Annotated in this window: 16 protein-coding genes and 1 riboswitch; of the genes, 6 read left to right on the top strand and 10 right to left on the bottom strand. The window is 38.0% G+C overall.

What is annotated here, in order from left to right:
- Positions 1 to 46: 46 nt before the first annotated feature.
- The 3 genes from QRN68_RS04185 to QRN68_RS04175 all read right to left on the bottom strand — a co-directional run bounded on the left by QRN68_RS04185 (position 47) and on the right by QRN68_RS04175 (position 2,315).
- The gene (locus tag QRN68_RS04185; protein WP_285395435.1) at positions 47 to 1,354 is read right to left on the bottom strand and encodes a DRTGG domain-containing protein; all 1,308 of its coding nucleotides are present in this window, start codon (positions 1,352 to 1,354) and stop codon (positions 47 to 49) included.
- Between the two features lie 150 nt (positions 1,355 to 1,504).
- The gene (locus QRN68_RS04180) at positions 1,505 to 2,188 is read right to left on the bottom strand and encodes a metal-dependent hydrolase (RefSeq protein WP_285395434.1); all 684 of its coding nucleotides are present in this window, start codon (positions 2,186 to 2,188) and stop codon (positions 1,505 to 1,507) included.
- The gene (locus QRN68_RS04175) at positions 2,178 to 2,315 is read right to left on the bottom strand and encodes a hypothetical protein (RefSeq protein ID WP_285395433.1); all 138 of its coding nucleotides are present in this window, start codon (positions 2,313 to 2,315) and stop codon (positions 2,178 to 2,180) included. The genes QRN68_RS04180 and QRN68_RS04175 overlap by 11 nt, the downstream gene beginning before the upstream one ends.
- Before the next feature lie 125 nt (positions 2,316 to 2,440).
- On the opposite strand from QRN68_RS04175, the gene QRN68_RS04170 reads away from it, so the two are divergent.
- Positions 2,441 to 3,529, top strand: coding sequence for a M24 family metallopeptidase (locus tag QRN68_RS04170; RefSeq protein WP_285395432.1), 1,089 nt, complete (start codon positions 2,441 to 2,443; stop codon positions 3,527 to 3,529).
- Between the two features lie 6 nt (positions 3,530 to 3,535).
- Here QRN68_RS04170 and QRN68_RS04165 read toward each other — a convergent pair whose 3' ends face one another.
- A complete protein-coding gene (locus QRN68_RS04165; RefSeq protein ID WP_285395431.1) occupies positions 3,536 to 3,682 on the bottom strand; it encodes a hypothetical protein in 147 nt (48 codons plus the stop codon).
- Positions 3,683 to 3,840: 158 nt separating this feature from the next.
- On the opposite strand from QRN68_RS04165, the gene QRN68_RS04160 reads away from it, so the two are divergent.
- Positions 3,841 to 3,999 carry a hypothetical protein gene (locus tag QRN68_RS04160; RefSeq protein ID WP_285395430.1) on the top strand — a complete coding sequence of 53 codons (159 nt, stop codon included), beginning with the start codon at positions 3,841 to 3,843 and terminating at the stop codon, positions 3,997 to 3,999.
- A gap of 1 nt (position 4,000) precedes the next feature.
- Here QRN68_RS04160 and ald read toward each other — a convergent pair whose 3' ends face one another.
- A complete protein-coding gene (ald, locus tag QRN68_RS04155; protein WP_285395429.1) occupies positions 4,001 to 5,116 on the bottom strand; it encodes an alanine dehydrogenase in 1,116 nt (371 codons plus the stop codon).
- Between the two features lie 390 nt (positions 5,117 to 5,506).
- Here ald and QRN68_RS04150 point away from each other — a divergent pair, with 390 nt between their 5' ends.
- Complete coding sequence (locus QRN68_RS04150; RefSeq protein ID WP_285395428.1) at positions 5,507 to 5,956, top strand: universal stress protein; 450 nt, start codon at positions 5,507 to 5,509, stop codon at positions 5,954 to 5,956.
- 294 nt (positions 5,957 to 6,250) lie between these two features.
- Here the strand turns inward: QRN68_RS04150 and QRN68_RS04145 are convergent, their stop codons facing one another.
- From QRN68_RS04145 to mbcS, 5 genes are all read right to left on the bottom strand, one after another.
- Entirely contained in the window at positions 6,251 to 7,180 is a 930-nt protein-coding gene (locus QRN68_RS04145; RefSeq protein WP_285395427.1) for a class I SAM-dependent methyltransferase, read from the bottom strand.
- Positions 7,181 to 7,269: 89 nt separating this feature from the next.
- Positions 7,270 to 7,773 (bottom strand): thiol peroxidase, encoded by a 504-nt coding sequence (tpx, locus tag QRN68_RS04140; RefSeq protein ID WP_285395426.1) that lies wholly within the window; start codon positions 7,771 to 7,773, stop codon positions 7,270 to 7,272.
- Between the two features lie 236 nt (positions 7,774 to 8,009).
- Positions 8,010 to 8,627 carry an RDD family protein gene (locus tag QRN68_RS04135; RefSeq protein WP_285395425.1) on the bottom strand — a complete coding sequence of 206 codons (618 nt, stop codon included), beginning with the start codon at positions 8,625 to 8,627 and terminating at the stop codon, positions 8,010 to 8,012.
- A 12-nt stretch (positions 8,628 to 8,639) separates the two neighbouring features.
- Positions 8,640 to 9,653, bottom strand: a complete 1,014-nt coding sequence (gene sppA, locus QRN68_RS04130; RefSeq protein WP_285395424.1) for a signal peptide peptidase SppA — start codon at positions 9,651 to 9,653, stop codon at positions 8,640 to 8,642.
- Positions 9,654 to 9,839: 186 nt separating this feature from the next.
- Positions 9,840 to 11,414: an acyl-CoA synthetase MbcS gene (mbcS, locus tag QRN68_RS04125; RefSeq protein ID WP_285395423.1), complete on the bottom strand. Its 1,575-nt coding sequence runs from the start codon at positions 11,412 to 11,414 to the stop codon at positions 9,840 to 9,842.
- A 187-nt stretch (positions 11,415 to 11,601) separates the two neighbouring features.
- Positions 11,602 to 11,700: riboswitch (TPP riboswitch) on the top strand.
- A 92-nt stretch (positions 11,701 to 11,792) separates the two neighbouring features.
- Between mbcS and thiM the strand changes: the two genes are divergently transcribed.
- Genes thiM through thiE form a run of 3 tightly spaced genes read left to right on the top strand, consistent with a single transcriptional unit; the run spans position 11,793 to position 14,000 of the window.
- Complete coding sequence (gene thiM, locus QRN68_RS04120; protein WP_285395421.1) at positions 11,793 to 12,548, top strand: hydroxyethylthiazole kinase; 756 nt, start codon at positions 11,793 to 11,795, stop codon at positions 12,546 to 12,548.
- Positions 12,548 to 13,378: a bifunctional hydroxymethylpyrimidine kinase/phosphomethylpyrimidine kinase gene (gene thiD, locus QRN68_RS04115; protein WP_285395476.1), complete on the top strand. Its 831-nt coding sequence runs from the start codon at positions 12,548 to 12,550 to the stop codon at positions 13,376 to 13,378. Before thiM ends, thiD begins: the two co-directional genes overlap by 1 nt.
- Positions 13,368 to 14,000 (top strand): thiamine phosphate synthase, encoded by a 633-nt coding sequence (thiE, locus tag QRN68_RS04110; RefSeq protein WP_285395420.1) that lies wholly within the window; start codon positions 13,368 to 13,370, stop codon positions 13,998 to 14,000. The genes thiD and thiE overlap by 11 nt, the downstream gene beginning before the upstream one ends.
- Positions 14,001 to 14,053: the final 53 nt, after the last annotated feature.

Here is a 14,053-nt window from a genome sequence, read left to right as displayed (position 1 = left end):
AGGGATGACCTAGCATTTGCCCTAGGCCATCCCTTTTTATGTCTTCCTAACGTTCCAGTAGTTGGAACATCATCATTGCCTTACCGACAAGCATTTGTTGATTAAACACTTCGAAGTCCATTTTCACAAACTTACGACTCATGTCTAATATTCTAGGTCTTACCGTAAGTGTACTTTCCATCTGTACAGGCTTAATGAAATAAATTGTCATGTTTTCGGCAACTGCATCCCCACGTTTACGGCGCTTTAACGCAAATGAGCCAACTTCTGCTAACAAAGTTGTAAATGCTCCGTAAGAAATTGCCCCGTATTGATTTGTCATTTGAGGTGTTACTTTAAACTCTACGATTAAATCTTCATCGCCAAGCACCTTCATCTCATTTTTCACTAAATCATCAATTGTTTCACCATGCTGTGGCTGTCTTTGTGCAAGCTGAAGCGCCTTTAGTACATCTTGTCGACTAATGACACCTTGCAAAACATTGTCATCATCGACAATCGGTAGCAGGTCAATCCCTTCCCAAATCATACGATGTCCTGCAGAAGCAACACTCATTTTCATCGATCCAGCAATCGGATTTTTTGTCATAACCTTCTCAATAAGCTCATTTTCTTCTCGACCAATAACGTCTTTTACGGTAATCATCCCAACAAGCTTATTGTTTGCTGTCACAACAGGAAATGCACCATGAGTTGTTCGTTCATTTAGCTTGTGGAAATGATGAATGGTTTCATCATTTCGAAGAACAGAAGTATCAGTCATCGGCACAAAAATATCTTCAATAAATAAAATATCTTTTTTGATTAATTGGTCATAAATTGCACGATTAATCATTGTTGCTACTGTAAAAGTGTCATAGCTAGTTGAAATGATTGGTAGGTCTAAGGAATCTGCAAGTAGCTTGTTTTCCTCAGTTGTATCAAAGCCCCCTGTAATTAAAACAGCTGCACCAGCTCGTAGTGCATTTTCATGCGCTTTAATACGGTTACCAACGATAAGCAAGCTTCCTGCATCTGTATAACGCATCATATCTTCTAACTGCATTGCACCAATAACAAATTTCGTTAATGTTTTATGTAGACCTGTTTTTCCACCTAAAACTTGGCCGTCTACGATATTAACAATTTCAGCGAAGGTTAATCGCTCTATATTCTCTTTCTTTTTCTTCTCAATACGAATCGTTCCAACACGTTCAATAGAGCTTACTAAACGACGATTTTCCGCTTCCTTAATAGCACGATAAGCCGTTCCTTCACTCACCTGCATTTCCTTCGCAATTTGACGTACTGAAATTTTATCGCCCACGGGTAGTGATTCGATGTATTGTAAAATTTTCTCATGTTTTGTAGACAAAATATCACCTATTTCTCAAGATCAATTCTGCTCTTAGTGTACCATATTTTTTATAAAAATATTTAATATAAAGTGTGAATTTGTTTTACTTTTCCCATCGTTTCAACTACACACGCGGTGTCAACTCATATAGAACAGCAGTGTCAATGTTTAGGAACAGTTTACTTTTTCACCTGCTTTTAAAATTTGAACCTCTGAATTTTGTACTAAATCTGCAAAAATTTGTGGATCCTGCTCGATTGGAGGGAATGTATTGTAATGAACTGGTACGACAATTTTCGGTTTCAAAAATGACACTGCACAAGCAGCATCCTCTGGACCCATTGTGAAATTGTCACCAATTGGTAAAAACGCAATATCAATAGGATGGCGTTCTCCAATTAATTTCATATCACTAAACAAAGCTGTGTCACCTGCATGATAGATTGTTAAACCTTCTATAAATAATAAAATTCCAGCAGGCATTCCCATATAAATGATTTCATTATTTTCAGTTACATAAGACGAACCGTGGAAGGCTTGAGTAAATTTCACTTTACCAAAATCAAATTCCTTAGCTCCACCTATATGCATTGGATGTGTTTTCACTCCTTGCCATGAAATCCAATTAGCTAGCTCATTCGGCGCAATGACGAGGGCATCTTTTTTCTTTGCAAGCTCCACTGTATCACCAACATGATCATTATGACCATGTGTAAGTAAAATAATGTCTGGTGCTTCATCAGCTACCTTTAAATCTGTTTGCCCATTCCCATTAATGAATGGATCAATTAAAATCGTTTTCCCATTTGATTGAATTTTGACAACGGAATGTCCATGATAACTAATTTCCATTTAAGCTTCCTCCTTGCAGTACATATTGTGCTACATCATTTTTATTCGCTATCCATGCGATTTTTCCCTTTTTTTGATATGCTGTACATAGAATAATAGCATCACCTGTTAGGAGACGATTATTCATTCGTACAAAAATGAAGCTTCGAATTCGAGTTATAATTTCCTTATAGGTCGAAGCCTCATCGTGTAGGCTATTATTGCAGCCGAGCACGTGAAAATTTTTCAATACAATAAGAGGAGGAAATGTTTATGTCAAAAGTTGAAGAAATTCAAAATTATTTACAACAAAATCAAATTGATGCTGCTTTCATCACAACTCCAGACAATGTTTTTTACGTTTCGGGCTTTAAAAGTAATCCACATGAGAGATTATTAGGCGTAATGATTTTTAAAGAGGCAGATCCTTTTTTAATTTGTCCACAAATGGAGATCCCAGATGCGAAGGCTGCTGGTTGGTCATATGAAGTCATTGGTCACCAAGATACTGAAAATTCAATGGAAGTTCTTGCACAAGCGATAAAAGCACGTAATGTTAATCCATCAACGTTTGCTATTGAAAAAGCTCATCTCATTGTAGAGCGTTTAGAAGCCCTACAACAATCGTTTCCTCAGGCAAATTTTGTCCGTCTCGACGAAAAAATCAATGCTATGCGAGTAATTAAGGATGAAAATGAATTAGATAAATTACGAAAAGCTGCTGAACTAGCTGACTATGCTATTGAAATCGGCTGTAAAGAAATCGCTGAAGGCAAAACAGAAATGGAAATCTTAACAGCGATAGAAAACGCTATTCAGGATAAGGGCTGCAAGATGTCCTTTGAGACAATGGTATTGAGTGGTCCAAAATCAGCCTCTCCACACGGTACTCCAGGTGCTCGCAAAATCGAAAAGGGCGATATGGTGTTATTCGACCTCGGCGTAATTTACGATGGATATTGCTCTGATATTACACGTACAGTTGCCTTTGGTGAACCTAGCGAGGCACAAAAGGAAATCTACAACGCAGTACTATCTGCTAACACAAATGCAATTGCAGCAGTAAAACCAGGTGTTCGTGCAATGGATTTAGATAAAATTGCTCGTGATACTATTTCCGAAGCAGGCTATGGCGAATATTTCACACATCGACTTGGTCATGGACTCGGCATTTCCGTACATGAATTCCCATCTGTTACAGGCGCAAATGAAATGACTATGGAAGAAGGCATGGTCTTCACAATTGAGCCAGGTATTTATAAATCTGATGTGACAGGTGTCCGTATTGAAGATGATGTTGTCGTAACAAAAGACGGAGTAGAAGTACTAACAAAATTCCCGAAAGATTTGATTGTACTTTAAGTTTATTTAAGGGAAAGGAAGCAACCAACATGGTGCTTCCTTTTTTAGTGTTAAGTATTGCTCTTCTGCAAAACGAGGGGTTGATTTCCGTTCCAGCTGGGCGCTTTCCTGGGGGCGTCCGATGAGCCGCTTCCCTTCGCTCCAGGGTCTCATCTGTGACGCTGATCCCCAAGGAGTCGCCCAGCTTCCACTCCAATCAACTATTTCACATAGTATGTATCTTCTTGCATGGCACTCTAATTTATGGTTATAAAAACTACAACAAAGATTTTTCGTGCGAAAGCGGAGTGTTAACGAAGCGGTAGCAACAAATGTTTTATCTGTGCGAAAGCGAAGCGGCAGCGACAAAGCGAGTAGCCTGGAAGGGAAATCAACCCTCGTTTTGCCGAAGAGCCAACTCCATTGTCACAATAATTTTTCAACAACATAAAAGGAAGCAACCAAACACGGTGCTTCCTTTTGTTGTTTAATTTATTGAATTAACTCATCAACATTTACAAATGGCAGACCTTGAGAATCTGCAACTGCCTTGTAAACGAGATGTCCATCTATAGTATTGACACCTTTTTTCAACGCAAGATTGTCAAGACATGCTTGTCTGTAACCCTTACTAGCAATTTGAAGTGCATAAGGAATTGTATTATTCGTTAAAGCAATTGTTGAAGTACGTGGTACAGCACCTGGCATATTCGCTACTGCATAATGCACAACTCCATGTTTTACATAAGTTGGGTCATCATGTGTCGTCACACGATCAGATGTCGCAAAAATACCGCCTTGGTCAATGGCAATATCAACAACTACTGAGCCTGGTTGCATTGACTGAATCATTTCCTCAGAAACAAGCTTTGGTGCTTTGGCGCCAGGAATTAAAACGGCTCCAACTACTAAATCTGAGTTTTTCACTGACTCTGCAATATTATAAGGATTGGACATCAATGTTTGAACATCACGACCAAACAGATCTTCTAACTGACGTAAACGCTCTGGGCTTAAATCAATAACCGTTACATCCGCACCCATTCCGACAGCTATTTTCGCCGCATTTGTTCCAGCTATACCGCCACCGATAACAGTTACTTTACCACGTTGCACACCTGACACGCCGCCCAGTAAAATACCTTTACCTTCATGATTTTTCTCTAAAAATTGTGCACCAATCTGTGTTGCCATTTTACCTGCAACCTCACTCATGGGTGTTAGAAGTGGCAAAGAACCATTTGCTAATTGTACGGTTTCATAAGCAATCCCTACAACTTTTTTATTTAACAGTGCCTGCGTTAATTCAAGCTCTGGCGCTAAATGTAAATACGTAAATAAGATTTGACCTTCATAGAAATATTCGTATTCTGATGCTACTGGTTCCTTTACTTTCATAATCATTTCTTGCGCCCATGCCTCTTTTGCCGTCTCAACGATATGAGCACCTGCAGCTAAGTAGTCTGCATCTGTAAAGCTTGAGCCCAAACCTGCTCCAGTTTCAATGTACACTTCATGTCCTGCATGTGTTAATGTTACAACCCCTGCTGGTGTCATGGCTACACGATTTTCATTGTTTTTAATCTCTTTTGGAATACCAATCTTCATCTTTCCTATCCCCTTCCATTACCTAAAAAATAAGCATCATTTTGTTACATACACTTCGATGTATTGATGCACCCCTTGCATTTCCATATTACCAAACAAATAAAAAAAATGCTTTAATTAAAGTGATTATAAACAAAATTTATATTATTCCTATAATACCAAATATTTAAATTCAGATGGTAATCTTTGCTCCGTAATGAAGCATAAAACATTTGCTGCCCCAAGCGGCTAGGAAAGCGCCCAGACGGAACGGAAATAAACCACACGTTATGATTATGAGTCAAATCGCTGTAAATGCCTTCACTTTTTCACATTTTTTCTTCCGGAAAGTATTTCCTTTAGAAAATCATTTGGTATAATCAAAATATACAAATCAGGGAGGTAATTCAAATGGCTAATCATTATAAAAGCATTGTAGTTGCAGTAGACGGTTCTAAGGAAGCTGAATACGCTTTCCGTAAATCGATTGATGTTGCAAAACGTAACGAAGGTGCTGTTTTAAATCTTGTAAATGTTATTGACACACGTTCATTCGCTGCAATCGAAGCTTATGACCGTTCAATTGCTGAACGTGCTCAAGCATTCTCTGAAGAACTATTAAATGGTTACAAAAAACAAGCTGAAGATGAAGGCTTAACAAACGTTAACCTTGTAATTGAATACGGCTCACCAAAAAATATCATTACAAAAGAGCTTTCTAAAATTGTAGATGCAGACTTAATCATCTGTGGTGCAACTGGTCTAAATGCAGTAGAACGCTTCCTAATCGGTTCAGTATCTGAAGCAATTGTACGCTCAGCTAAATGCGACGTACTTGTTATCCGTACACCTGAAAATTAATTTTGCATTACATAAAAAGGTATCCTATTTAGGATACCTTTTTTTACTTATTGGTTCATCACCAAAAGTCGTGGATGACATTTGTTAAAAAGTATGCCATATGGGTTGATTGGAGTGGAGACTGGGCGACTCCTTGGGGATCAGCGTCACAGATGAGACCCTGGAGCGAGCATAGCGAGTGAAGCGGCTCATCGGACGCCCCCAGGAAGCTCTGCTCTGTGCGAAAGCGAAGCGTCAGCTACAAAGCGCCTAGTCGGAACGGAAATCAACCACACGTTTTGGTGAAGAACCTACTTATTTACCTTCTTGCCACATTTTCACTTTTTCAAAGAACATAGCAAGAGCTTGTTTATTTTGCATATTTGGTACTTTTGCTAACAACACCTCTTTTGGTGCTTTGAAAGCTTCTCCTTGCTTTTGCAAAATGACAATGCTCTTTTCAAGAGCTTTATTGGCGAACATTGTATCTGGCAATTGAATAATTGCTTGAATCCAAGCATGCTTTTGAATGTATTTATGCAGTTGTTTCGACTGCTCAGAATCAAAGAGATGGGTTGGCGCAAGGAAAAATAAGTAGCCACCATCTTTCGTGTAGTTAATGGACTGCTCAATAAATAAGTGATGTGCATAACTCATCCCTTCTGAAGAGCATAATTCATAATCTAATGCGACATCTTCATTCGGGTAATATCCGACTGGTAAATCACAAACAATAGCATCAACAGGATTTACTAACAGATCTTGTAATGCATCTTGGCGATATAATGAAACAGGCTGCTCTGTCAAATCAGCAGTTGCAGCAGCTAAACGAATAAGTAACTCATCAACCTCTACACCAGTAGCTTCTATTTTTCCATCTAATAAATTCATAACTGTTAGTAGTAAATTTCCCGTACCTAGTGCTGGATCTAAAATAGAAATTTTTTCTGTTTCTAGTCGATTAGCAAATATTTGCTCCACAAAATAACCAACTAATAACCCTAGAGTATCCGGTGTCATTTGGTGATTTGGTTGAGAGCCTTTTCGCATCCCTTTTAAAACAGCAATTTGAATCGCTTTGCGCACATCTTCCTTTGTCGCACCATCTTGTGAAAAATTAACTTCCCCATCCAGCCATGCCTCTAAGCCATCTAGAATACCCTCTAGCAATGTAATATTATGCTCTTTTTCTATCTTTTCAGCATGTTCATTTAGCAAACCAAATAACTTCTCGATATTTTCCATACATAACTTCCTTTCACGCAGAAAAGAGCCGTGACAAAAACTTGTCACAGCCCCTTTGTCTAGTAATATCTTAGCCTAAAATCCATCAATTATGCTAGTGCTTTTACAGCTTCAATTGCCGCTTCATAGTTTGGATGGTTTGTTGCCTCAGAAACATATTCCACATATGCCACTTTGTCATTTGCATCCACAACAAATACTGCACGTGTTAGAAGACGTAATTCTTGGATGTAGACACCGTATGCTTCACCAAATGACAGGTCACGGTGATCTGAAACGGTTTGAACAGCATCAATGCCTGCTGCACCACACCAACGTTTTTGAGCAAATGGAAGGTCAACGGATACTGTATAGATAACTACATTATCACCTAAGCTTGCTGCTTCTTCATTAAAACGACGTGTTTGTGCATCACATACACCAGTATCTAATGAAGGGACTACACTAAATAAACGAATTTTCCCCTCTGAATCTTTTAATGTAACAGGTGAAAGGTCATTCGCTAATACAGTGAAATCTGGTGCTTGATCTCCAACCTTTACTTCATTACCTACAAGTGTTACTGGACCATTTTTAAATGTTACTTGTGCCATATAAACGCCTCCTAATCTTCATATGTACATAATATTACTAAATGAAGGGAATTAATTGCAACTGAGACAGCTTATCAAAAATTGTTTTGAAAAAATCTTTTCACACCTGTCCAGCCGTATTTGCTCAAAGTTGCACCATTTTCCAACTGAAAGTGCCTAGTTGGAACGGAAATCCCTCCACATTATGAACTACAAAAATAAAGAGCTGTCTCACTTTAACGAGACAGCCCTAGCTATTATTCTTCGTCTTTTTCCTCTAGCTTTTCAGGTTCAGTTTTCTTCTCTAGAGATACAGATTCAGGTATTTCCTCTTTGATTGGCACAGATGGTTGCACGATGTCTTTTTCAATATAAACTTTTTCATGAACAACTGCTGTATCTGCAAAAAAATCATGTAGACCTTGATTGTTTGGTAAAATGACTACAAGAATATACAGTGGCATAAAAACGTTGTTTATGATACGTCCTATCCAATCACGGAATAACACATCTGACCAAGTTAGCTTATCATGTTTTAATGAAATAACACGTAACCCAAATATCATTTTCCCTAATGTTTGCCCAAAAAATTTCGTCATTAATACAAAATAACTGTAATAAACAATAGCAGATATAATCGAAATCGGTGCATACCACACTGTTTCAGATAATGACCAATCCATTAAATAAAAAATTGGGTTAACGAGAATTCCGATTACTGCTGTAATCATCAATCCATCCAATAAAAATGCCCAAAAACGTACCCAAAAGCCTGCAGTTTTTAGCGCATAATTTTTATTCGCAATTGGCTTATCAATTGGGAGGGCATCTCCCATAGAGGGTGAACCTTGCATAACAATTTCATTGTTTGTCATTGTACTCCCTCCTTAGTATTCGCCATATAAGTACATCATTTTTGGTGCTTTATATTCCGTCATAATTTTCATCAGCATTTTTTCCTCTGCTGATGGACCGAACATGGATCCAATCTTCATACCAACATACGATTGCAAGCCACCCACATCATATGAATACTCAAATAATTCTGCGTCCTCTAAGCCAAAGTCTTCACGTAGTGCCGCAACTGCTGCTTCCTCATCACCAATTTCATCAATTAAGCCTGCTTCAAGAGCCTTCGTACCGCTAAGAATTCGACCATCGGCAACTTTTTTCACTTCAGCTTCAGACATACTACGTCCTTCTTCAACAATATCAACGAATTCCTCATACGTTTCATTAATCATATCTTGCATCATTGCACGCTCTTCCGGCGTCACTTCACGCATTGGACTAAGCATATCCTTATGTGCACCAGATTTAAATGTTTCATATTTAAAACCAACTTTTTCAGCTAGTTTTTGATAATTTATGGATTGCATAATGACACCAATCGAACCTGTAATTGTATCACGTTGTGCAAATATTTTATCTGCTGGTGCTGAAATATAATAACCACCTGAAGCAGCCATCGAATCCATAGAAACATAGATTGGAATTTGTCGCTCTTCTTTAATTTTCACGAGCTTTTTATATATTTCTGCTGATTCCTTTACACCACCACCTGGTGAATTAACACTTAGGACAATACCTTGTACAGACTTATCATTTAAAATAATATCTAATTGATTTAAGAAAAATTGATGATCATACGCAACTGGTTGCCATACTGTGCCTGAACCAATATCTTGAATCGTACCATCAACCTTTAAGTATGCAATACGTTTATCCATATTGCCGTCTTCTTTAACCGCTTCTGTTATCTCCAAATTGTTTCCAGCTACTAAGCTATCAAAATTGCTAAAGAAATCTGATTTAAAAATTGCAAATAGGGTGTTCATCCCCAATGAAAATACTAATAGGACACCTGCAATTATTAAAGCAACCCACCTTTTAACATTCATGTCTTTCCGCCTCCTCTTCACGTTATACGATTGACATTCTAATTTGTTTCACTTTTTTGCAACAATATGCAAATGTTTTAACCTATATTACATTACCTAATATCACGAAAAAAATCAAAGTTCATAGAAAAAGCGCGAACTTTGATTTTATCGACATTATTTCCTAGGAAATGATTAATGTCTGCTCTATTGATTTTTTTCTTGCTCACGTAATTCGACACGACGAATTTTGCCTGATGAAGTCTTTGGTAGCTCCGTTACAAATTCAATCGCGCGAGGATATTTATATGGCGCTGTTAAAGTCTTCACATGGTTTTGTAGTTTTTTTATCAGTGCTTCATTACCAATTTCTCCATCATGGAGCACGATATATGCCTTCACAATATTTCCACGAACCTCATCTGGACTCGCAACAACTGCAGTTTCTTTAACTGCTGAATGCTTCAATAATGCATCTTCTACTTCAAATGGTCCTATCGTATAGCCAGACGAAATAATGATATCATCTCCGCGTCCTTCAAACCAAAAATAACCATCTTCATCTTTATATGCACGATCTCCGGTAATATACCAATTGCCTCTAAATTGTAAATTTGTACGTTCTAGATCATTTAAATATTTTTTAAATAACGCGGGTGTTTCACGGTGTACAGCAATATCTCCAACTTCTCCAATTGCAACTGGATTTCCAAAATCATCGATAATTTCAACAGTATTTCCCGGAGTAGGTTTACCCATTGAGCCAATTCTAGCCTTCATTCCTACCATTGTACCAACAAGTAACGTATTTTCTGTTTGTCCATAACCATCTCGCACTTGTAAATTCAAGACCTCCGAAAATACTTTTATCACTTCACTATTTAAAGGCTCGCCTGCTGACACGGCTTGACGAATTGCACTTAAATTGAAATCTTGTAAATTTTCAAGTGCTGCCATAAATCGATATTCGGTTGGTGTACAGCACAGAATATTAATATGGAATTTTTCAAGCAGCGTGAGGTATGTTGTCGCATCAAAGTGACCTTTGTAGACAAATGCTGTTGCACCACTTCCTAATGTAGCGAGAAACGGACTCCAAATCCATTTTTGCCAGCCTGGAGCTGCTGTAGCCCAAACTATGTCACCTTCTTGAACACCTAACCAATTCGGTGCAGTTGTTCGTAAATGTGCATAACCCCAGCTATGTGTATGTACGGCTGCTTTTGGATTGCCTGTTGTACCACTCGTATAGGCTAAAAATGCAATGTCAGTACTTCTAGTAGGTGTAGAACTTATGTAGGTTGTTGGTTGGCTTTGCATTTTTTCAAGCAACGGCTGCCATGATTCATGTGCATGGCCAATGACAAATTTCTGTATGCCTTGTGAATTTTGAACAGCATCAAATTGTTCAACATAAGGCTCAAATGCAACAACGCCTTTTGCATTAGCATGATTGATTCGATATTCAATATCTTTAGTTCTCAACATCTCTGAGCTTGGTATAATCGTTAGCCCCGCCTTTAAGGCCGCAAGATAAACGATATACGCTTCAACTGATCTTGGTACCATGACTAAAATAACATCATCTTTTGTTAAACCATAAGATGTAAATACATGTGCTGCCTGATTCGCCTTTTCAAGTAAACTAGCATATGTAATGTATTGAATTTCCTCATTTTCGTTATAAACGATCAATGCATTTTTTGTAGAATCCTGTGCATATTTTTCGATTTCCTCTGAAATGTTATACCACTCTGGTGCGATTAAATCTTGTCGTTTCATGGCAAATGCCCCCTTTTGCTATGCTCATTATAAAACTCAATTTTTATCATTTTCAATGAAAGGCACTCAATTTTAAAAAGTCATGACAACTATCATGCTCTGCTATATGGCATCAGTCACGTCTTAGTTCAAAAAAACTCTCTATTGAACACTAAAGAAAAATATGGTACATTTTGGTCAACTAAAAGCAAGATTGCAGGGGGACTCATTTAGAGTTGAGAAGGTAAAACCTGACCCTTTGAACCTGTTAGTTAATACTGACGTAGGGAGCAATTCACATCTAATTCATTGATGAAAGGCTCTTTTTACGTGTTTTTTTCTGCACGAAAAAGGGCCTTTTTTGCATGCTTACGTCCATCCATTAGAGGAGGACTTAAATTGATTATTCAAAATATCCGTAAACAAAATCCACTGATTCATTGCATTACCAATTATGTTGTGGCAAATTTCCAAGCAAATGGCTTATTAGCAATAGGCGCTTCGCCAGTCATGGCTGATGACAGTCATGAAGTTGAAGAAATGGTCGCTATTGCTTCAGGCTTATTGTTAAATATCGGTACCCTTAATGAACAGATGAAAGAATCAATGCTACTTGCAGGAAAAAAGGCAAATGCTCAGGGCATTCCCGTTGTTTTAGATCCTGTTGCTGCAGGTGCAACTTCTTACCGTAAACAGACGGTACAGCAATTATTGGCGGAAATAAAATTTGCAGCAATTCGTTGTAATATCGGAGAGCTTGCAGCGATTGCCAATGTAGACTGGCAACAAAAAGGCGTAGATAGTGGTACTGGTTCAATTTCATTAGAAGTTGAGGCAAAACAAATAGCTCAACTCTACAATTGTATTGTTATTGTGACCGGTGAAAAGGATTTTATTACTGATGGCAAACAGCATCAATGGGTTACAGGTGGAAATTCTCAAATGACAGAAGTCACTGGAACTGGCTGCTTATTAAGTGCTATTTGTTGCGCCGCCTACACCGCAGGGAATGAACCATATTACCAATTGGTCGATACTTTATCGCTTTATAAAAAAGTGGCAGAACAAGCCGCTTCTGCGACTCATTACATTGGCGATTTTCAAATAACAATATTGAATGAACTACATCGTCTTTCCAAGGATGGTGAAGAATGATGCATATTGTAACGACAATTGCTGGTTCAGATAGTGGTGGCGGTGCGGGCATACAAGCTGATTTAAAAACATTTCAGGAATTAAAGGTGTTTGGAACGTCTGTTATTACAGCTTTAACTGCCCAGAACACACTTGGTGTATCGGATGTCTTACCAATTGAAGTTAGCTTTGTTGAAAAACAACTTAAAGCACTAATCGAGGATTTTTCAATTAGTGCTATTAAAACAGGAATGCTATTTTCTTCCGAAATAATTCAATCAATCGCACATATTTTAGCCGAAGTAAATATTCCACTAATTGTCGATCCAGTCATGATTGCAAAAGGTGGCGAAAGCTTATTACAGCAAGAAGCAATTGTTGCAATACGTAGGTATTTACTTCCTTTAGCAACAATCGTAACACCGAACATACCTGAAGCTGAAACACTTTCTGGAAGAAAAATTAAAACGTTGGCAGATATTCAGGACGTGGCTTACATCTTCTTACAAATGGGCGTTCAATGTGTCATTATTAAAGGCGGTCATTTAGCCGATAAATATTATGCTATTGACTATGTATTTTTGCAAGATGGTCAATCATTTTCCATGCAGTCCACTCGTATTGCAACAAAAAATACACATGGTACAGGCTGTACGTTCTCCGCTGCACTAACTGCTTTTCTTGGAAGTGGGCTTCCCATTAAAGAAGCGATTGTGGAAGCAAAAAAGTTTATTCAATTAGCCATAACTCATGATTTATCTCTCGGTCATGGTCATGGTCATGGTCCAACAAATCATTTTGCTTATCAAAACTTTAAGGATTCTTATGAGGTGATCATTCATGAAACGTGACGATTTACAGTTATATTTTATTATGGGTACTCTTAATGTTTTAAATCAGGAGCCACTAAACGTTTTAGAGAAGGCTCTACAATCCGGAATTACCATGTTTCAATTTCGTGAAAAAGGACCAAATGCTCTCACTGGACAAGCGTATGAAAGTTTTGCAAGAGACTGTCAAAAGCTCTGTCAACAATATAATGTTCCGTTTATCGTCAATGATGATGTAGAGCTTGCTGTAAAGCTTGGAGCTGATGGTGTTCATATTGGACAAAAGGATTTACCTGTGTCGCTGGTACGCGAAAAAGTTGGTAACATGATTTTAGGTGTTTCTGTTCATTCACAAGCTGAATTACAAACTGCCCTACAATATGGTGCTGACTATGTAGGAATTGGCCCTATTTTCGCAACCACCTCTAAAAGCGATGCTAACCCACCTAGTGGAACTAATTTTTTAGAGCAAGTTCGGATACGATATCCGGAGCTCCCTATCGTTGCAATTGGAGGCATAAATTGCTCGAATGCACATACGGTATTTAAAGCAGGCGCGGATGGAATAGCTGTTATTTCTGCGATTTGCGAAAGTGAGGATATTTCAAATACAATCTCTACATTTAAATCATTTGGGGGATAAAAAAATAAAAAATTAAACAAACTAAAACCAGTGCCTTTTACGGTCACTGGTTT

This window comes from Lysinibacillus sp. fls2-241-R2A-57, from assembly GCF_030209535.1.
Lineage (GTDB): Bacteria > Bacillota > Bacilli > Bacillales_A > Planococcaceae > Lysinibacillus.
The sequence above is the reverse complement of the archived record's forward strand: the minus strand, read 5'-3'. Positions and strand labels throughout refer to the sequence as shown.